General features: G+C 60.5%; 15 protein-coding genes and 2 pseudogenes. 8 read left to right on the top strand and 9 right to left on the bottom strand.

The window, feature by feature from the left end; translation table 11 throughout:
* The coding region (locus tag WS91_RS32620) for a transposase domain-containing protein (protein ID WP_156432334.1) at window positions 1-128 on the top strand (128 nt) is incomplete at its 5' end.
* A 9-nt stretch (window positions 129-137) separates the two neighbouring features.
* Here the strand turns inward: WS91_RS32620 and WS91_RS08825 are convergent.
* The 3 genes and pseudogenes from WS91_RS08825 to WS91_RS08835 all read right to left on the bottom strand — a co-directional run bounded on the left by WS91_RS08825 (window position 138) and on the right by WS91_RS08835 (window position 3,522).
* A complete protein-coding gene (locus WS91_RS08825; protein ID WP_045598729.1) occupies window positions 138-398 on the bottom strand; it encodes a hypothetical protein in 261 nt (86 codons plus the stop codon).
* A gap of 94 nt (window positions 399-492) precedes the next feature.
* A pseudogene (locus WS91_RS08830) lies at window positions 493-3,045 on the bottom strand (Tn3 family transposase); the annotation flags it as partial.
* A 42-nt stretch (window positions 3,046-3,087) separates the two neighbouring features.
* A complete protein-coding gene (locus tag WS91_RS08835) occupies window positions 3,088-3,522 on the bottom strand; it encodes a hypothetical protein (protein WP_059670132.1) in 435 nt (144 codons plus the stop codon).
* A gap of 528 nt (window positions 3,523-4,050) precedes the next feature.
* Between WS91_RS08835 and WS91_RS08845 the strand changes: the two genes are divergently transcribed.
* The 7 genes and pseudogenes from WS91_RS08845 to WS91_RS32630 form a co-directional block, all read left to right on the top strand.
* Window positions 4,051-4,455, top strand: coding sequence for a hypothetical protein (locus WS91_RS08845; protein WP_082758132.1), 405 nt, complete (start codon window positions 4,051-4,053; stop codon window positions 4,453-4,455).
* A 97-nt stretch (window positions 4,456-4,552) separates the two neighbouring features.
* A complete protein-coding gene (locus WS91_RS08850) occupies window positions 4,553-6,223 on the top strand; it encodes a phage integrase family protein (protein ID WP_059670135.1) in 1,671 nt (556 codons plus the stop codon).
* Window positions 6,224-6,233: 10 nt separating this feature from the next.
* Complete coding sequence (locus WS91_RS08855) at window positions 6,234-8,672, top strand: TOTE conflict system archaeo-eukaryotic primase domain-containing protein (RefSeq protein ID WP_059670136.1); 2,439 nt, start codon at window positions 6,234-6,236, stop codon at window positions 8,670-8,672.
* A gap of 128 nt (window positions 8,673-8,800) precedes the next feature.
* Window positions 8,801-9,184: a hypothetical protein gene (locus tag WS91_RS08860; protein WP_059579152.1), complete on the top strand. Its 384-nt coding sequence runs from the start codon at window positions 8,801-8,803 to the stop codon at window positions 9,182-9,184.
* Between the two features lie 241 nt (window positions 9,185-9,425).
* Window positions 9,426-9,920, top strand: coding sequence for a Mu transposase domain-containing protein (locus tag WS91_RS08865; RefSeq protein ID WP_059670137.1), 495 nt, complete (start codon window positions 9,426-9,428; stop codon window positions 9,918-9,920).
* Between the two features lie 4 nt (window positions 9,921-9,924).
* Window positions 9,925-10,713 carry an IS21-like element helper ATPase IstB gene (gene istB, locus WS91_RS08870; protein WP_059579158.1) on the top strand — a complete coding sequence of 263 codons (789 nt, stop codon included), beginning with the start codon at window positions 9,925-9,927 and terminating at the stop codon, window positions 10,711-10,713.
* 374 nt (window positions 10,714-11,087) lie between these two features.
* Window positions 11,088-11,294 (top strand): annotated as a pseudogene (locus tag WS91_RS32630) (transposase domain-containing protein); the annotation flags it as partial.
* A gap of 1,196 nt (window positions 11,295-12,490) precedes the next feature.
* Here WS91_RS32630 and WS91_RS08875 read toward each other — a convergent pair.
* From WS91_RS08875 to WS91_RS32635, 6 genes are all read right to left on the bottom strand, one after another.
* On the bottom strand, window positions 12,491-13,990 hold the full coding sequence (locus tag WS91_RS08875; protein WP_226377353.1) for a TolC family protein: 1,500 nt from the start codon (window positions 13,988-13,990) through the stop codon (window positions 12,491-12,493).
* Window positions 13,980-15,404 carry an HlyD family type I secretion periplasmic adaptor subunit gene (locus WS91_RS08880; protein ID WP_059579161.1) on the bottom strand — a complete coding sequence of 475 codons (1,425 nt, stop codon included), beginning with the start codon at window positions 15,402-15,404 and terminating at the stop codon, window positions 13,980-13,982. Before WS91_RS08880 ends, WS91_RS08875 begins: the two co-directional genes overlap by 11 nt.
* A 27-nt stretch (window positions 15,405-15,431) precedes the next feature.
* Window positions 15,432-17,561 carry a type I secretion system permease/ATPase gene (locus WS91_RS08885; RefSeq protein ID WP_059579164.1) on the bottom strand — a complete coding sequence of 710 codons (2,130 nt, stop codon included), beginning with the start codon at window positions 17,559-17,561 and terminating at the stop codon, window positions 15,432-15,434.
* 234 nt (window positions 17,562-17,795) lie between these two features.
* Window positions 17,796-18,266 carry a hypothetical protein gene (locus tag WS91_RS35670; protein ID WP_156432335.1) on the bottom strand — a complete coding sequence of 157 codons (471 nt, stop codon included), beginning with the start codon at window positions 18,264-18,266 and terminating at the stop codon, window positions 17,796-17,798.
* Window positions 18,267-18,506: 240 nt separating this feature from the next.
* Entirely contained in the window at window positions 18,507-19,469 is a 963-nt protein-coding gene (locus WS91_RS08890) for an IS5 family transposase (protein WP_059579167.1), read from the bottom strand.
* A gap of 81 nt (window positions 19,470-19,550) precedes the next feature.
* Window positions 19,551-20,368, bottom strand: a protein-coding gene (locus WS91_RS32635) for an IS5 family transposase (RefSeq protein ID WP_156432336.1) whose coding sequence is annotated in 2 segments (ribosomal slippage) — window positions 19,551-20,020 and window positions 20,020-20,368 — 819 coding nt in all. Because the reading frame shifts where the segments join, the coding sequence is not laid out codon by codon here.
* Window positions 20,369-20,632: the final 264 nt, after the last annotated feature.

Raw genomic sequence — 20,632 nt, forward strand, 5'->3', positions numbered from 1 at the left:
CCTGTGGCGTCGATCCCCATGCCTATCTGCTGCACGTGCTGACCGAATTGCCGCAGCGCGCACCGGATGCCGATATTGGCGACCTGCTACCGTTCAACTTCGCTCGACAGCAAGCCGTTACCGGGTAACTCCGATCGCTACCGCGCTGGGCCGAAGTATTGGTCCCACTGTTCCGAATCGGGATCGAGTCGGCGCACAATCGCGTCGTCTGCCCGCGCGATCAACCGTTCCAGCATCTGGCGCTTCGTTACCGAGTAACGGCGAGCTAACCGCGTCAGAGCAAGATACGCTTCCGTGCTCACCCACATATCCAGACGTCGATCACCGTTGCCGTCCTTGCCTGCCGTCTCGCGCCTTGCCCGATAAGCCGCCTGCCGCTGCGCCGTCGTTTGCGTCATCTCGCATCTCCTTCGTTACCCGGTAACTATCGATTCGAAACATGTTACCCGGTAACACGTCACCTAACGACGTGTGGCGGATTTAGCGCTTACGCTTGTTCTTCACGCTCTCGGAACCGAGGCGCCGCAGGATCGTCGACGGCGTCATCCGCCCTGCCTTGATCGAGATCGCCACGCGCAGCATGTCCGGGAAATGCCGCTCGATCAAGGTCCAGTCGATGCTCGCGCGAAACAGCGACTCGATGTTCTTGTAGCGCCGGCGTCGATCAGCCTTGAAGAACGTGAGGTCCTTGATGTCGCGGATGCGCGGCATGAGTTTGATGCCGAGCAAGTGTGCAAGCGCGAACACCGGCGCGCTCTGTGCGTGCGTGTCACCGTGCACGGTGTCGGGCTGCACCTCGGACGTGTTCTTGATCAGGCCATCGAGGATGTAGACGGCCTCGTGCACGCCGCACGGGATGAAATGGCTGAACAGTGCGATGTACTTGTCCGACACGTGGTAGTAGCCAATCCCGCCGTAGCCGCCGTACCGGATGTGATATTCGGAAAGCAGATTCTGCTCGTACAGATTCCACTTCGTGCCATCAGCCGACACGCGCTTGCCCGAGCCCCAGAACTTCGGTAGCGCGAACTGGTTGTAGGCGTTGATGACTTTCACGATCGCCTTGTCGAGGCGTTCCTCGGTCACGTATTTCAGGTTCAGCCACGCGACCTGCCTGCGGCTAAGGTTTTTCACCGAGCGTGCCGTCTGCGTCGGCCCGAGATTACAGCCGTAGCAAAACAGCGTCGTGATGAAGCGTTTGCGCGGCTCGTCGATCTTCGCTTCGAATCCGGAAAGTGGCCCAAACAGACGATGCAGGTCAAGCCACTGTTCCGTTTCGGTGAGGATATCCAGGATGCTGACGGGGCGCATCGTCGCCTCCATCGCCTGAACGATCAGGGACTTGTTCGGCGGATCGGGCTTTTTATCCAGGCGGTGCAGGATGAGGCCGTGTTCCTCGCTAATTTCGACGTGATCGTTTTCCGGGAATCCGGCGTCGACTTGGTCGGCCAGCGTGCCAAGTTCGTCCTTCAACTGCTGCACGAACGTGCGGCTGTCGACAGAATAGTCGACGAGTTCGCGGTAGCGCGGCAGTTCCTCGCGGAATTCGTCCCAGGAGACCTGGTGCACACGCGGGTCGTCGTACTGGTCGCTGCCCTCTACGTAGACGTCCCCCGAATTCAGTTCCCGCATGATCTGGCTGAACACGCACAGCTCGAAATACTTGCGATGCAGCAAGCGCGCAGACACACCGTCAGGAAGCACGCATCGCTCCCATTTCTCGGGAATCCAGCCGAGCGGCAACTGGGCGAGATCGGTGTCGCTGAGCAACAGGTACTCGCGCCGCGAGGACCGATACATCTTGAGCCAGTCGAGGGCCTTGAGCAGCGCGTCGTCTTGAGAGCTCGCCTTCAGCGAAAGGTTTTCCACGCACTGAAACAGCAGTGAGCGCAGATTCCTGTACGGTATGAGCAAGAACGGAAAAATGTGATTCCCGGCCTGGGCGATATGTTCGTTGCAGCGGATCAGCACGGCATCGGGATCGTCGTTCAATGCGGCACGCATCTGCGCGATGCGCGCGGCCGCGGGCGTTTCGTCGTCCTGGAGCACGTTCAGCACGTCGCGGAACTGGCTGACGAGTGACTGCAACTGGTCGGCATGTGCGAGCTGGTACTGCTGAAGTCGCAGCTTGCCGGTGTTCTCGAGGTTGCGCACGGTCTTGATGAAAATCTCCACAACATCGTCGAGTGCCTTTTGCCGCTGCGCGAGAACGAACAGCACGGCAAGCGCATAGCGCTTTGTCGGCTTCAGCGCTCGCATCTCGTGGACGTCGAGCGCGCGGGCTTCGACGACGAACTGCATTCGCTTCGGCACGGATAGCATGTTGGGTATGGGCGGCAGGCCGTCGGCCAACGCGTTCATTGCCTCGATGTGCTCGAGAAAGCTCGCGACCTCGCGCGGCCCGGGACGCTTCGGTTCACGTTTGAGTTCGTCCCAGAATGTTCGGCCGCTGCGGACCAGAAACAGATCGTCGAGTCGGGCTTTCTGCGCATCATCGAGCGATTCGACAAAGGCGCGGTAGATTTCTTCGTGTAGCTGGCTCCGCGCGTGGCCGGCGATCCGGGAGAGTGTCGGGAGCGGCGGCAGCTCGAAACGGCGCCGCACGAGTTCCTCGAGCATAACGTTGATGATGTCCGGCAACTCTGCTTTGGTCCGGGCCGCATAGGCCGCCACCCGTGCAAGCCAATCATTCGCTGCGCGATCGACGGGCTGGATCCGCACGTACTCGCGCAGGATTTTCTGGTGCCGGGATTTGCTGCCGGAGCGGTCGTAGCGCGCGAGGGTTGTGCGCGGCAGCGGACGGACACCGAGCACGGCGCACATGTGGTCGATGATCTCTGGCGGCACGTCGGAGACCACCGGCATGTACCCGAGCCGCTGCAGCAGTTTTAGTTGCACGAGGATCAGCACGCGCGTGGGTGCTTGCCGGAACTGGCCGAAGACAAATCGGATTTCGGCCGCGCTAGGTGTGTAGACCGTGCGCAATTCCGCCTCTTCCAGTTCTGCCGGAAGGACTGGGTACGCGGTTTCATGAATTTGGCTCATCGATGCGCCCCTGGTCCTGACAATCCCCGCAGTGCTCGCCGATCAGCGTTTCGGCAGATTGACGCGGCCCGACAACACCGCCGCAGCGAGGTCGACATCGCTCATGCCCATAATCCGGTCGATGGTGCCTTGAGATAGTTCGTCGACCAGCGCGAGAATCTGATCTTGCAGCGCTGATAGTTGATCGGCACGGGCCGTCAGGTGCGCGAGCATGTCGCGCTGTTTGGGCGTCGAGACCTCAGACTGCCACCGCTTGAACTGTTCGCGCTGAACCGGCAGGAATTCGCGTTGCTCGCTGTACTCCTGCCGGATCCGTGCGAGCGTGACGTCATCCAGCACGTGGGGACGTGGGCGACACGACACCAGCTTGCCGTGTAGCACCTGGGCCTCTTCCAACTGTCCACCGAACAGGTCGAAGACGATCAGCAGGTAACTGACCGGCCGCCAAACTGGCGTTCTCGGTTCGTTTGGGTTCATGGAGCGGACCTCCGGTCGGAACGGATAGCTCGACAGAAATCGGTATGCGGCAGCGCAACGCCTCGGGGAAGACGATTGTAGCGCGCAGCAGCGGCGGCCTTGTGAAACTCCGCAATGGCCGACTGCCTCGGGGGCCGGCGCGTCTGTTCCTAGTCGAACTTTCGTCAATTTTGGTCAGATTGAGCCGGCAAAACGGCATCGATGCTTGTCGAATGCCGTGGCGCAAATCGAAATGCTGTCCGACCGTCCCGTCATCGGGGCGGCCGTACTCGATGCGATGCCCGCCCCGTCGTCCCCATCGGATAGCACGCATTGGGAGATCCGGGGACACTGGCGGCAGCCGCACTTCAAAATGCAGCGCGTGGTCCGCAACAGTTATTGCGTAAATTGGTCTTCATCGGCCCGGTGCGCGTTCGAGCGGATCGTCTGGGTCTGGCATGATGTGTCGAAATTGAGTCACGAGTGAGTAACATGGGAAGCAGGAAAAGTTTGCCGCCCCGCCCCGGACGATCGGGCCTGACGAGAGAAATGTTGTTGCCGTTGCCGACGGAAAAGGTCCGTGCGCTGTCGCTGGAGAACCATCTTGCCTTGGCCACCGTGCGGGGCGGCCGCGGTGACATTGATCAGGTTAGTTGCCTGGTGCGCGTGGTTTACCTCGCGTTTTATCTGCGGGATGCGACTTCGGCCGGTGCGGATTTTGATCTGTTCCGGCGCGCTGAGGCGGCTCTCAATGCATGCGTCACGCGTGCAGAGCAAGGTGAGCGCTGCCTGCTGCTCGACCACGAACTGGCAACCGTCGAGCGGATTCTCGTCGTTCACGACGAGCAGCTTGCCGCCGTTCCGTGGCATCGCTACCTGGATGCCTGGAAACAGCTGCAACACTACATTGTGGCCGGCAAGCGCTCGCCGATTGCCGCCGCAGCGGGCGCCTGATCACAACAATCGAAAGGAAAATGTCAGCACATGCGCGATTATGGGGAGATAAGGCTTATTATCTGTCTATAGTTGTTTTTACATTAAACTGGCAAGTATGAAAACGCGTCAGACCGAACCCATCAACTTCCCTGACGACGCCGAACTGGCCGCGCTGCGCGCCTGGTATGCCGGACTCGACGCTCGCTCTGCAGTCGCGCGCTATCTGGGCGAGCGCAAGGCACCCGGGGCATCCGCCCGCGGCGTGCTCGGCGGCATTCGGCGCACCCTGGTCTCGTTCGCGAGGAGCCGCCACCGAGCCGACCTAGCCGAAACATTCATCGAGCGATCCACCGCGTCGGCCGACACCGTCGCGCGCGCGATCGAGGCGTTGCGCAGCCTGCCGGCGCCGGAGCCGCACATCGCCGACGCCATCGATCAATGGTTGCCGTCTCGCGTGGTGGCCGCGCTGCGGGCGCATGGCATTCGGACGCTGGCCGACCTGACCGTGCGGATTCCGCGCCGACGCCGCTGGTGGACGGCGATCGACGGGCTCGGCGTCGCTGGCGCGCGCCGCGTGGAGGTGTTCTTCGCCGCCCACCCGGCACTGACCGAACGGGCACGGGCCTTGATTGTCGCGGCGCCTGCCGGCGCCGTCGTGCCGTGGGAGCAGTTGCGCGTGCCGCACGAGGTCGACGGCTCCCACGGACAGTTCCGTGCCCCGCGGGCTGCCTGCCTGCTGAATGCGTCCAACGACTACGAGGCGATTCAGTCCTGGCTGTCGCTGCACGAATCGGCCGCCACGCAACGCGCGTACCGAAAAGAAGCGGAGCGCCTGATTTTGTGGGCGATCATCGAGCGCGGCCGCGCGCTGTCGTCGCTCACCACCGACGACGCGATCGCGTACCGGGTATTCCTGCGTCGGCCCAAGCCGCGCGAGCGGTGGATCGGGCCGTCTCGGCCGCGACACAGTGCCGAATGGCGGCCGTTCACCGGCGCGCTTTCTGCCCGATCCGCAGCATACGCACTAAACGTCCTCTCGGCGCTGTTCCGCTGGCTGATCGAGCAGCGCTACGTACTCGCGAATCCGTTCGCCGGCGTGAAGGTCAAGAACCATGCGCCACGCTCCGGATTAGACGTATCGCGCGGTTTCTCCGAGGGCGAGTGGTTGCTGATCCGCGCGCTTGCCGACGGCCTCGAGTGGTCCTACGGTTGGAGCGTGCCGGCCGCTCAGCGCCTGCGCTTCCTGCTGGACTTCGGGTACGCAACTGGCCTACGCGCGAGCGAGCTGGTCGGCGCGACGCTCGCGGACATCCGCCGGGACGAACACGGCGATCACTGGCTGCACGTGATCGGCAAGGGCGGCAAGCGCGGGAAGGTGACGTTGCCGGCACTGGCGCGAACGGCGCTCGACCAGTATCTCGTACAGCGAGGCCTGCCGGTCACGCCGGTGCGCTGGAACCCGGCGACGCCGCTCGTCGCAAGCCTCGAGGAGGACGGCGCGGGCATCGAAAGCACACGGCTGTGGCGCGTGCTGAGACGGTTCTTCGTGTTGGCGGCCGACGCGATTCAGGAAGAGAGGCCCGCGACGGCGGAGAAACTGCACCGCGCGAGCCCGCACTGGATGAGGCACACGCATGCATCGCATGCGCTGGCGCGTGGCGCCGAGCTGATCATGGTGCGCGACAACCTGCGCCACGCGTCGATCTCGACGACGTCAACCTATCTGCACAGCGACGAAGTGCAGCGAGCTCGGCAGTTCGATCAGGCTTTTGCTGCCCGGAAATAGAGATGACGCGATGAGCGAAGGCAAGCCGTCACATGTGAGTTGGGAAAATTTCACGCGCGAAGAACTGCTCGCGGAACTCACCCGTCTGCAGGCCGAAAACACCCGGCTCACCGCCCTGATACCACCGGCTTTGACGGTGCGGGACAAATTCGTACAGATGACCCGGATCGAGTCTTCTCCAGCAGTCCGAAACATGGGCGGCCAGGTACTTTCGCCCGAGCACAAGATACAGATTTTCCGGCGTCTTTTTCGCGGTCGTACGGATGTCTATCCGCTTCGCTGGGAGAGCCGGAACTCTGGGAAGTCCGGTTACGCACCGGCCTGCGCCAATGAATGGCGAACAGGCATTTGCGACAAGCCTCGCATCCGCTGCGCGGACTGTGGGCATCGACTGCTGTTGCCACTTGACGATCAGGTCATCTACGCGCATTTGGCCGGCGATCATACGGTGGGCCTCTATCCACTGATGCCGGATAGCACCTGTTATCTGCTCGCCGTTGATTTCGACGAGGAAGGCTGGCGTGAAGATGCGATGGCTTTCCGGCAGTCGTGTGAAGAGCTGGGCGTGCCCGTTGCGCTGGAAATCTCTCGCTCGGGCAACGGCGCGCACGCGTGGATATTCTTCTCGTCGGCCGTCACCGCGCGCGAGGCACGACGGATGGGGGCGGCCATCATCAGCCACACCTGCGCACGGACCCGGCAGCTTGAGTTGTCGTCCTACGACCGGCTCTTTCCGAACCAGGACGTGCTCCCCAAAGGCGGCTTCGGCAACCTGATCGCACTGCCACTACAGAAGCAACCACGCGAGCGCGGATACAGCGTGTTTGTTGACGAGCGCTTCGAACCCTATGCTGACCAGTGGGCGTATCTGGCAGCGGTTCGGATGATGGACGGGCGCGACATCGAGGGCGTGATTTTCCGTGCCACGGGCGGTGCCCATCCGCTCGATGTCGCGTTCATCGCCGAAGAGGATCAGGTCGAGCCGTGGAAGCCACCGCCTGCGCTGCCGAAACGATTGGCCGGACCAATGCCGACATCGCTCACGTTGACGCTCGCGAACCAACTCTATTTCGAGAAGGAACAGCTTCCCCAGGCGCTGCTCAATCGTCTCATCCGGTTGGCAGCCTTCCAGAATCCGGAGTTCTACCGAGTCCAGGCACGTGGTTTCAGCGTGTGGGACAAGCCTCGCATCATTGGCCGGGCCGAAAATTGCCCGCGCCATATAGCGTTGCCGCGCGGCTGTCTCGACGACGTCGTGACGCTGCTGCGCGACAACAACATCGCCTCCGACATCCGTGATGAGCGTTGTACGGGCGAGCCGCTCGTCGCATCTTTTGTCGGTACGCTCCGCGATGACCAGCAGACGGCTGTGACCGATCTGCTGCAGCACGACATCGGCATCCTGCATGCGCCGACAGCATTTGGAAAAACCGTGACGGCGGCCGCGATGATTGCCCGGCGCGGCATCAACACGCTCGTGCTTGTGCATCGCCGGGAGCTGCTTGATCAGTGGCGCGAACGCCTGCAGTCGTTTCTCGGGCTCGATCCAAAGGAGATCGGTACGATCGGCGGCGGCAAGTCGAAGGCGACAGGCAAGATCGATGTCGCGATGCTGCAATCGGTGGCCCCCAATGGTACTCGCGGAGAGTTGCTGCGGTGTTACGGCCAGGTCATCGTCGACGAATGCCACCACGTCTCCGCGGATTCCTTCGAGGCGGTACTCAAGGCTGTTCAGGCGCGTTACGTGCTGGGCCTGACCGCGACGCCCGTGCGGCGCGACAGCCAGCAACCGGTGATGTTTATGCTGTGCGGGCCGATCCGGCACGTGGCGCAGTCGCCAGCCAACGCGCCGCAGCGGCTCGAGGTCTTCCCGCAAAGGCTTGCTGCTGCGGTGGGCGTCGCGGACGATGCGCCAATCCAGACAGTGTTCGCACATCTCGCACAGGACACGCCGCGCTCACAGATGATCGCAGCAGCCGTTTGTGAACAGTACAGACAGGGGCGTCACGTGTTGGTGCTCACCGAGCGGACGGACCATCTCGAAAGCCTGCAGCTGTTGCTGGAGGGTACGGTGCAGTCCCTGTTTGTTCTGCACGGACGGCTCGGCAGAAAAGCGCGCGCCGCGCAACTGACCGCCCTTGACGCGCTGGCCAGTGATGCGCCGCGCGTCGTGCTCGCGACTGGCAGGCTGGTTGGGGAAGGTTTCGACCACCCGGCGCTGGACACGTTGGTGCTGGCTATGCCGGTCGCATGGAAAGGCACCTTGCAGCAGTACGCCGGCCGACTTCACCGAGAGCATGCGGGTAAGATCGGTGTGCGGGTCCTCGATTACGTGGACGGCGGCCATCCGGTGCTGCTGCGTATGTGGGAGAAGCGTCAGCGTGGCTATCGAGCGATGGGATACCAGATGTGCATGCCTGGACAGGAACTTCAGCTCACGCTTGCCTGAAAATCACAAAGCCTCGCCGATTGGATCTCAATACGGGATGACGAATTCGTGCGCTCGCCGACGACCTCGAATGGTCGTATGGCCGGCGCAAACTTCGGGGGCGCGCATCAATCAAGCGGAACGAAACGATGAATAAAGCAAGCGCGGGCAAAACCGAAAAGATATCGGAGACGATCCTGTACTTTGGCGAGCCACTGTTATCCGAGGCCATTACCGAAGAGACGCCGATCGCCGTGGTGCGTGAGATATACAAGCTGGTTGTGCTCGTCTGGAACGCGCACGTTGCGGCCACCTCCCACTGGGGTGACTCCAGTTATCTACAGATGTTGCAGCAGTTGGCCGCTTCGCCGCAGATGCCCTCGGAAGGGCGTGCATGGATCGAGAGGCTTTCGAATCGCTGGCGGGAGGAATTCACCGACGCCAAGTACTGTGTTGGCCATTGGCACGTCAAAATCAAAGACGACGATACCCTGAGCTTTTTCTGCGACGCCAGGGAAGCGTCGCGGCAATAACCTGTCGGTGACGCAAACTACAGCCTCAACGGTGACGACGCCACCACATATCCGCGCCGCTGCCAACCAAGCCTCACGACGGTACTGGAGTTTCCTCGACTCGGGCTACGACCGTGCACATACGGATCTGAAAAACTTCGCGTCCCATGGCCCTGGTCAGAATTTGAAATTCATATTTAAAATCATTGACTTAAGGTGATTTTGGCGAAAATTTCATGAATCCCGGCCGACCCTCTACTCGGTGCCGTATGCACTGGTCGGCAAGGCCCTCTGGCTGAAGGCGACCGACACCGTCATCCAGTTGTACCACCAGCACCAGCTCGTCGCGACTCATCCACGGCAACGGGCCGGTGGCCGCCACACGGTACGAGACCACCAACCTCCCGAAGCCCAGGCATGGCTCGAACACGATCCACAGTGGTGCCTGGCGCGCGCGAAGGAGATCGGGCCATCGTGCCACGGTGTGATCCTCGCGTTGTTCAACGACACGGTGCTCGTCAACCTGCGCGGCGCACAGGGCCTCATCCGGCTGCGCGAGCAGGTCGGCGATGCCCGACTGGAAGCGGCCTGCGAACGCGCGCTCGCCTTCAGCAGCCCGAAGTACCGCACCGTCAAGGGCATCCTCGACAAGGGCCTGGACGGTCAGGCCACGACGCGTCCTGCTGCGACGCCAGGCGGCACCTACCAGGACGGCGGCCGCTTCGGCCGTGACCTCCAATCCCTTCTGATCCACTGAGTCCATGAATCCGAGTCCCGAACTGAATACCATCCTCAAGCAGCTTCGCCTGTCCGGCATCCTCGACTCGCTCGAGGCGCGCAACCGCGAAGCTATCGACGGGCAGCTTGCCTACACCGAGTTCCTCGCGATGCTGTTGCACGACGAGGTTGCTCGTCGCGAGAACCGCAAGCTCGCCATCCGCCTCTCGCGTGCCGGCTTCGCCATCGGCAAGACACTCGAGTCCTTCGACTTCGACCTGCTGCCCGCCCTGAACCGAGCCTACGTCTTCGATCTCGCAGCCGGCCGCTACCTTGACGAGAAGGTCGCGATCCTGATCGCCGGGCAGACGGGCACGGGCAAGAGCCATCTGGCGCAGGCGCTGGGCCACTGCGCCGCCCGACAGGGCCGGGACGTACTGTTCATCTCGCAGACTGAGCTGTTCAAGCGGCTGAACGCCGCGCGCGCGACCGGTACCTACGAACGCCGGTTCCAGCAGTACGCCCGCGTGCCGCTGCTGATCGTCGATGACTTCGCGCTCAAACCCCTGCATACCCCACAAGACGAGGACTTCCACGATCTCGTGGATGCCCGTTACGAGCGCGCGGCGACGATCCTCACGTCGAATCTGCACTTCGACGAATGGGGCGCGGCGTTCCCCGACAACCGCATCCTCGGCACGGCGACCCTGGATCGATTACGCCACGGCGCCTACCGGCTCGTGCTCGAAGGCGACAGCCGGCGCGCACCGAAACCCATGCCTGATCCGCCCCAAAATACAGTTGCCAAAAACGGCAAAAAACCGCAACCTTGAAACCGTTCGAACCCGCGCTTTACCCCCAGTTCCACTGGCGCCATTACGCCGATCATCCCCGGCTCCTTTACGCCGATCCGTGACACCGTCCGGCGAGTTTGCTCGCAAGCGCCGATCAACAAGCAGCCGATGCAGTACGCATAGCACCGCCACGGTAACCTTCGGCTCGCCGAGCTCCATGACTGAACACACGGCCCGATCGAGCATCCAAGCTGCCACCACCTTGACTACGCCAGGGCCGGCGTCGACATGCACCACGCGGCCGCCGCTGCGATTCTCTACGTCTCGAACCTTGACGCGGCGACCATACAGCGGATGCCAACGATAATGGACTTCAACTTCTTGCCCGATATGGGCAGAATGAATGCGAGCTTGCGACGGGGCGCGCGAATGGGTTGTTCGCCGGTTCTCTGCGCACCGGGAAACGGGCCGCCGCGATCATGAGCCTGATTCGATCGGCGCAACTCAATGGCCACGATCCCTACGCCTATCTGAAAGACGTGCTCGAGCGACTACCCACTCATCGCGCCGACGACATCGCCGCGCTTCTGCCGCATCGTTGGGCTCCCGTCGCCCCTTGATTGACGGCAATTTACGCAGAGGGGTGACTTCGCTGGGCGCTTACGCTAGAACAGGGCGTCGATGAACGATCGCTTACGATCAGCATCGCGACCGCTACAGCGTCAGCCGGCTTTGCCGGCCCAGGTAGTATCCGGCAGCGGCTATTGCCAATGGCGCGGCCGAGGGCCCAGTCGGCGGGCTCAGGCTACTACTGGCTGGCAGTCAAAATCAGTGAAACTTCTCGTTCCGCAGAAGACAAAAAATGAGATGGTGCAGGACGTACGTCTTTATGAACAGCGGAAGCGTGAACGAGTAGATTTCCCTTACGAGCTACGGACGGAGCTACGAAGGGACCATCTGCTGGATCATCATACCCCTCAGCCCAATCATAACCTTTGGCCTTTGCCGACCGGTCGACGGAGCCGCGATACTTCCGCACGTCCCGAGATGGCATTATGCACTCTCGCGTATCAATGCACGCCTCCGCTACACTGACAACGTCATTAAATCGCACATGTTTTTTACTTATCGCCTTATTTCCAGAAGGCGGCAAGTGAGATTCGTTTCCGCTCCCCATAGCGGGGTCCGCCGAATTCAGGCCTGCCTGTCTTCTCTTAGGCGGGAGGGGCGGGGCAGATTCCTGCTTCGTATCAGTTGCGGGATTCATTGGACGCAAACCAACACCACTCGAGAGGACTTCTCTGTCAATGTACTCGTCACGGACCAGCATTGCCCACCTCCTCGCTTTGTGAAACTCCGTCTCTGAAATCCCAGCCACCATGCAGGCGTCGAATATGGGCAGGTGGCCACCCCATAGCAATCTTCGAAGGTATGAAAGATTGTCTTCTCCTTCTGAACGCAAAAATTGACAGCGGAGCTCATGGATCTCGCGGCATTTATCATTTATGAATTTGTCATAAAAGATTGTGTTATTTGTACTTTCGCCTCGCATAAGTATTATTTCCTTAATATTTAAATGTTCGCTTTAAAAATGGCAAATTATAGAAAAACAAATATATTAATTTATTTGATATTCCATCAAAACTGAGTATTAATGCTGCGGCCGTAGATGTTCAGACGGATCGAACCGCGATCATGTCGTCGATCGTCGCCTGGCTCACGTTCGAATAGTCGCAACGCCGCTTCGGACACATCGCTACGGCTAGCTAACAATCGCATCGTGGCGCATGCATCTTGGATAGCCCTAACATGCCAATCAAACGCCCTGCCCTCGCGATTGCTCACTGCTCGTCAATCGCCACATTCCGAGCTTTCCGAGTTTCGCAGCCAGTTGCAGCCGGGCTGAGCGCCAATCGGTCAGTGCCTGAATCCGCTGCAGTTTCGCCTCGGCCAGCGACGATTGCGTATTCAGCAGTTCCAGGATATTACCCACGCCCATCTGATAGCGCTGCTGCGCCGCGTCGTATGAACGCAGGGCGATTTCTCGTAGCGTCGCACTGTGTTCCAGGTTCTTCGTCGCGCTCTGTAATGCCTGATAGCCGATCCAGACATCGAGTCCGATCTGCTGACGTGCCTCGTCGAACGCCCCGCGCTGCCATTCGATTTGCGCATTTGCCTGGCGCACCTGATAGGTGCGCGCAAAGCCTTCGAAAATTGGAATCGTCAGCTGGAAGCCCAGGTACCATTCGCGACGGCTGGCAGGCAACACCGGGTAACCAAGTTGCAGGCTGGTGGGCTGGTTGTTGTAGTTGAATTGCGCAACTAAACTCAGCCGAGGCAGTCCCTCCGCGCGGGTCTGATCGGCTTTCGCACGTGCGACATCGATTTGCGCCTGAGCCGCCGCGACGCTCGGGTGCGTACGCTCTGCTTGCGCGATCAGTTCGGCCACGGATTCACCGAATTCGTTATCCGGTGCAACGCCGTCCCCCACATCCGGTAACGTGATCGCCGCATTCGGCGACAGTTTCATATCCGACGCAAGCAAGCCCAGCGCGCTTTGCCATTCGCCTTCGGCCTTTGTGCGATTGACCACCGCCTCGGCATAGGACGTCTGTGCCTGCAATTGGTCGCTGATCGCCGCCACACCCTTATCGACTCGCGCTGAAGCGGCCCGTAAACTGTCACGAGCCGTTTGCTCGACTTCTCGCGCAGTAGAAAACGCGCCTTGGGCAGCTTGCGCGGCATAATAATTTTTCGCGACCGTCGCGAAAACTGCTTCCAGCGTCGCCTGCTGATTGGCCTGCGCGGCGGCCAATAATGCCGACGCGTTGCGCAGTGCGGCCAACCGGCCGCCGAAGTCATACAGCACCCAGCTGAGCGATACACTAGCGTTCTGCAAATTCGTTCGGTAGTTCGAGTTGTATTGCGGATAACCGGCGATCTGGCTGGTCGTATTGTCCCTTGTCCCTTGCCAGTTTCCTGTAAGCGTCGGTAAGAACCCGGCGCGGCCGGCGCCCACTGCGGCCGCCTGGATCTTGACGTTCGCCCATGCTTGCCGCGTTTTAGGGTGATTGCACAGCGCTCGCTCGATCGCATCCTGCAGCCGCAACGGGCTCGGCAACGCGTCGAACGTGCATACGCCAGCATGGCCATCGCCAACTGCGGTCGCCGCGGGCGTGGCTGAAACAGGCTGGCTAGTGAACAACGGATCCATCGCAAATATCGAACTAGCCGACAGACTAAGCGCACCGAGCAAACAAACGCACCAGACCGCATGTAAATTGAAATGCCGGGAAATCACCTTCTTATCGCTCACGTAAGCTCTCCTGCCCCGTCTGCATCACCGAATCCAGAAAATAACGTGCAACATTGCGCGTGCCGGTCTTAATTTCGGCCGTCACCGCCATCCCCGGCGTCAGATTGACCCACGTATCGTTCGTCCGAATCCGGTTGGTCGGCAATCGGATTCGCGTCACGAAAGTCAGGCCGCGCTTGCGGTCCTGGACTGCGTCGTTCGACACCGACTCGACCGTTCCCGTCAGAAATCCGTAGCGCGTATACGGAAACGCCTCGATCTTGACGATCGCCGGCTGACCGGCTTTCACGAAGCCGACGTCTTTGTTCTCCAGATTCGCCTCCACCTCGATCACGTCGTCCGGAACTATGTTCATCACGGGACTCGCCGCCGTCGCAACGCCGCCCAATGTATGGACACGCAACTGCTGAACGGTGCCCGCCACGGGCGCAGTCAGGTTAAGCAACTTCTGCCGGGTATCAGCCTTGGTCTCATCGTGGCGACTCTGCGCAAGTTGCTGGGTCGCCTTGTCGAGCGAGTCCAACTGCTGGCGCCGGAACTGCGATGTAATCGACGCGATCTCCGCGCGCTGCTGCGCGACGGCAGCCGCCATTTCACGGGCATGACTTCGCTGTGCAGCGAGTTCATGTTCCTGGCCAAGCGCTGTCTGCTCCTTGTCGAGATAATCACTCGTTGCGACGTATCTATCGCCGGCGAGTGAGCGGTAATCGTCCGCTTGACGCCGTGCGAGCGGGGCCGTCGCCGTCAGCTTGGCAATTTGCTGCGCGGTTGTGCCGAGCCCCGCTTCGCGCTTCATCAACTCAGCCTGCGCACTGCTCAATTTGTCGCGATACTCGTGATAGAAGCCGTCTGTAAGATGCTGGGCTTCGTGTTGTTGCGCTTCAGTCGCGCCGTCGACCTGGGCAACGACGGGTGCCCGGGCGTGCTGCTGTGCATCGAGTAACGTGCGCGCGCGCGCTGCGGCCAATGCGGCTTCGATCTTACTCAATCGTGCCTTGTCAGAATCTGCGGCGGCCTGCGTAGCGTCCAATTCCATCAGCAACTGGCCCGCCGCGACCCGTTGCCCGTCACGAACGAGGATGCGGCGCACCACGCCGGTAATCGCCGGCTGGATCGTCTTGACCTGCTCGCGCGGAATCAGCTTGCCCGGCGCCGTGGCAACGATATCGAGTCGGCCAAAGCAAGCGACTAGCACCACGAGTATCCCGAGCGCGACGATCACACGCATGGTCCACAACGGCAGCGGATGAACCGGCGTCTCCACAAGCTCCAGATTGGCCGGCAAAAACGCTAGCTCATGCGCGAGGCGCGTCTCGCCATCAAGCTCGTGGCGGATCGCCCAGGATTCACGGATAACCGCCGCATACCGACTCAGCAAATCGCCGATCGCTTGCAGATGATGAATGAACTTCATAGTAAGAATCAGGAGAGGTCTACGCGATCATGCGTTCTGCAGCGACAGCAAATGTGCGTAATAACCGTGTTTCTCGAGCAGTGCGTCGTGCGTACCGAATTCGACGATACGCCCCTTATCCATCGCGACAATATGGTTCGCGTGACGCACCGAACTGAGTCGATGCGCGATGATAATAACGGTGCGGCCTTCACACATCGCCCGCATATTGCGCTGAATGAGATGCTCGGTTTCGAAATCAAGTGCACTTGTCGCCTCATCAAAGATCAGGATGCGCGGATTGGTCACAAGCGCCCGTGCAATCGCGATCCGCTGCCGCTGCCCGCCCGACAGACTCGAACCTTGTTCACCGACGACCGTGTCGTAACCTTCTGGCAACTCGGAAATGAAGTCGTGCGCGCCAGCCAGACGCGCGGCGTGCATCACGGCATCCAACGAGAGCCCTGGATCGGTCACTGCAATGTTTTCGCGGATCGATCGATTGAAGAGGATATTTTCCTGGAGCACGACACCGATCTGCCGGCGCAGCCATGCGGGATCGACAAGCGCTAGATCAATGCCGTCGATACGCACGCGCCCCTGCTCCGGTAAGTAAAGACGCTGAAGCAGTTTCGTCAACGTGCTCTTCCCGGAACCGGATCGGCCGACGATGCCAATCACTTCTCCCGCCGCGATCTCCAGTGACACGTCGTCAAGAATGGTCGGGCCGTCCGGCCGGTAGCGGAAACGAATATGCTGAAAGCTGATTTCGCCACGGATCGCCGGCAACGCTTGGCGGCTTTGCGGCAATTCGGAACGGGTGTTGAGGATGTCGCCGAGTCGGCTCATCGAAATACCGACCTGCTGGAAATCCTGCCAGAGCTGCGCGAGACGCAACACCGGCGCCGCGACATGCTGCGACATCATATTAAACGCAATCAGTTGGCCAACCGACAGCTTGCCATCGATTACAAACTTGGCGCCAAGAAAAAGCGTGCCAAGTGTGACGAACTTGCTAACCAGTTGAATCAGTTGCTGACCGATGCTGCCGAGTGTGCTGACGCGAAAGCTCGCTGCTACATAGCCAGCAAGCTGATTGTCCCAACGACGGGTGAACTGCGGCTCGACGGCCATCGATTTGACAGTCTCGACGCCTGACACAGTTTCGACCAAGAACGACTGATTGTCCGCACCGCGCGCGAATTTCTCATCGAGGCGAGCGCGCAACGTCGGTGTGATTCCGATCGAGATCGCCGCATATACAAATAGTGAGGCCACGACGACAAGCGTCAACCAGACGCTATACATACACATTACAGCGATGAAAACAATCGAGAACAGGAGGTCGATCACCGCGGTGATCGCTTGGCTCGTCAGGAAATTGCGAATATTCTCAAGCTCGCGTACGCGAGCGGTAGTATCGCCGACGCGCCGCACCCCGAAATAGGAGCGCGGCAGCGCCAGCAGATGCCGGAACAATCGCGCACCAAGTTCGACATCGATGCGACTGGCAGTATGCGATAGCACATAGTTACGCACACCGGTGAGCAAGACCTCGAATACAGCGCTTACCAGCAATGCGATGCAGACGACGTTCAAGGTATTGAACGCACGATTGACCAGCACCTTGTCCATCACGACCTGGAACATTAGCGGAGAGACAAGTCCGAATACCTGCAGTATTGCCGAGACCAGTAAGACTTCGAGCAGCAGCCGGCGGTATTTGACGACGGCCGGGATGAACCACGAGAAGTCGAAGCGCGCGAATTCGCCCGCGAGCGATGCGCGTGATGCGAAAAGCACTACATGGCCGCCGGAGCGAGCAATGACCTCCATCGACGTACAGATGCTCGGGCTGCTGGCGTCCGCCTCGAGAATCAGCGCTTTGTCTCCTTCGCAACCAGCCAAAATAAAATGCTGTCCGTTCTCGTCGAGCACAAGCAGGGGCATCGGCGTTTTCGGCAGCCGCTCACGGGTCACCCGAACGCGGCGAGTCTTGAGGCCGAGCGAGCGTGCGGCCAGTTCGATATCTTTGGCGCTGAGCGGACCAGATCGTGCGCCAGCGGCGTGACTCAGTTGGTCGGCACTCGCTGCGATACCGTGAAATTGGGCAATTACGACGAGCGCCACAAGACCTGGGTCGCCCGACGCAGGCGTTTCGAGTTGGGATACGTTCATTCCAGCGACATCGCCGACGTAGTTGCATCGGCGAATAAAAGAGCCGCCTGCAACCTAAGTTGCAGACGTAGCGAAGATTGAATAAAAACTACTGCTGACCGAAAGCCAACTGACTGACAGCCAACAAAGTGGCGACCTAAGACTTCGAGAACCGTACTTCAGGGCAGGGGGCGTGCGACCCCGAAGATGCCGCTACTGAATCAATTAGAATCTGGCTCCTTCTAAGCGGCGACCTCATTGGAGGATGACCGCTCCGCACCGCCGCCAATCAAGGGAAACTCGACCAGGTCGACGCTTGAGCGCGACGTTCCAGACACAGCCATCCGGCTCGTGCAGCGCACCCTTGCTCCATGCTTGGCCGATAAGCTTGGCAGCGGCCACCACTACTTCGCGATTACCACGCTCCACAGCCATATCGAGGCGCATAAGGATACTGGTAAATCCGGTCACAACCGGACTCACCCCATCTTTGCAACCAAGCTTGCCCAAGTTCCACTTTTCAAGGATAACTTGCCCCCAAGCAGCCCCCCCCTTGGCATCACCGTGCTGGAAAGCCCAGTCAAATCGCTTTAAGGTATCGTGGCCATCGATCAGATCAATGTTGACGCTATCCGTATCTGATGTTTTCGACAGAAACTTGGTTCTTTGTCGAGGTATTGGATATGGAATCTCATTTGAAGGCCGCCGATTATTATTAATTGGCATGGTTACGAGTCTCCCGCTATTTTCACCGCCCATCAAGAGGTGCGATTACGTCTGAACGTGCGCGCACCCCCTGGGCAGTTAAGGATGCTCTGCACAAACGCGAATCGAGTGTGCTTGGTCGTTTGACAGGAAGCTGAATGCGCCACGACGCCAACCTATCAGCCCGGAACGAAGCTGGCCGGCACGCGCCGAGCAGCCTTCGCGTGCTGCGTGGGGTATCGGCGTGAGCCAGAAACGCGCTCATGCCCCAGCAGCCAGCAGCTTGCCGCGCGCCATCCACAAGTTGGACAGCGCGAACAAGGTCATGAGTTGCGCGGTGTTCTTTCTCAGCCCCCGAGACCGAACCTTGGTGTAGCCGAACTGCCGCTTGATTACCCGGAACGGATGCTCGACCTTGGCCCGGATGCCCGCCTTGATTCGCTCGACCTGATCGATGAGCGCGTCAAGCGGCTTGCTTTTGTCCAGGACGCGACGTTTGCCTGGCTTCATCGCCACGTGCCAGTTCACACCGGCCCGGACGTCCGGACGCTTGTGCACACCCTGATAGCCCGCATCGCCAAACGCCTCGGTTTCGTCGCCATGCAGCAAGCTGTTGGCTTCGAGCACGTCGCTGACGTTGCCCGACGTGCCCCGCACCGTGTGCACCAAGCCGCTTTCGGCATCGACACCAATATGCGCTTTCATGCCGAAATACCACTGGTTGCCTTTCTTGCTCTGATGCATCTCCGGGTCGCGTTCGCCCGACGCGTTCTTGGTCGAACTCGGCGCGCTGATCAGCGTCGCGTCCACCACCGTGCCTGCGCGCAGCATCAATCCCTTGTCGCGCAGAATATCGTTGACCAACGCGAGGATCTGCGCGGCCAACTTGTGCTTCTCCAGCAGATGACGGAATCGCAGGATGGTGCTCTCGTCGGGCAGCCGCACCGTCCAGTTGTCCAGACCGGCGAACTCCCGGTACAGCGGCACGTCGTGCAGCGCTTCTTCCATCGCCGGGTTCGACAGGCCGAACCATTGCTGCAGGAAGTGGATGCGAAGCATCGCCTCGACCGCGAACGGCGGACGACCGCGCTTGCCTTCCGGCGCGTACGGCGCGATCAGCATCACCAAGTCGGCCCACGGCACCACTCGGTTCATCTCGTCCAGGAATTCCCGCTTGCGCGTGCGCTTCGTCGACCAGTTCAGTCCAAGGTCAGTTTGTTTCATGGGCTACATGCTCGCTGCCTCGACGATTCATGGCAAGCACACGCGAAGGCGAGTTGTGCAGAATTTCCTTAAGAGACGGTTTCATAAAGGCTGCTGGGCGCGCCGGAGGGTATTCCAGCAGATCAGGCAGCAACCGAGTTTGAGGAACGCGCCGTGAATGTCAGCACGGCGCTCGAGACGAATACGGAGGCGACGGAAGTGATGCAGCCAGGCATGCGTGCGCTCGACGACCCAGCGATATTTGCCAAGGCCGCTGCCATGTTCGGTACGGCGCTTGGCGATCACGGGCTCGATACCGCGATCGCGCAACGCGCGTCGATGTCGCTCGGAGTCGTAACCGCGATCGGCGTAGACCACACGCGGTCTCTGCAATGGGTGGCCACGCAATCCACGAATCGGCGGAATCGCGTCGATCAGCGGCAGCAACTGCGTGACGTCGTTGACGTTCGCGCCGGTCAGGATCGCGGCGAGCGGGGTGCCGTTGGCGTCGGTGACGATGTGGTGCTTGGAACCGGGTCGCGCACGATCGGTAGGGTTTGGCCCAGTTTTTGGCCCGCCCCAACGGCACGGATCGAGGATGAATCGATCGCAGCTCGAGAGAAGTCGATGTGGTCTGCTGCTCGCAGCTTCGCAAGAAGCAGCTCGTGCAAGCGATCCCATACGTCTGCGGCCTGCCAGTCGCGTAACCGTCGCCAACATGTCACGCCCGAGCCGCAACCCATCTCGGCAGGCAGGTCGCGCCAGCGCAGTCCGGTCTTGAGGACAAACAGGATGCCAGTCAACGCAGCGCGATTCGAAACCGGCAGGCGCCCTGGGTTCTTCTCGCGCCGCGGCTTGGGTCGCCGCAGCAGCGGTTCGATCAGTGTCCACAATTCGTCGTCGATAATCGGCTTGGCCATCTCCTCGGTCTCGGTTGTTCCGATGCCTGAGGTTAACAGCTCGCCGCGAAAGTTAACAGCCCCAGGGGCCCTTTTTGAAACCGTCTCTAATGCTCCCATCAAATTGGGCCACGCGCATCGGGCAAATACCTGAGAGGTGGCCGCGCAAAATCGGACATTCGGATAAGTGGTTTGGCCGGGGCCTGAGCCAGCGATAATGCTGGCAAAGGAACCCGAAAGATGACGAAGAGAACCCGACGGACGCACTCAGCGGCGTTCAAAGCG

The sequence above is a fragment of the Burkholderia sp. MSMB1498 genome, assembly GCF_001526245.1.
GTDB classification, from domain to species: Bacteria; Pseudomonadota; Gammaproteobacteria; order Burkholderiales; family Burkholderiaceae; genus Burkholderia; species Burkholderia savannae.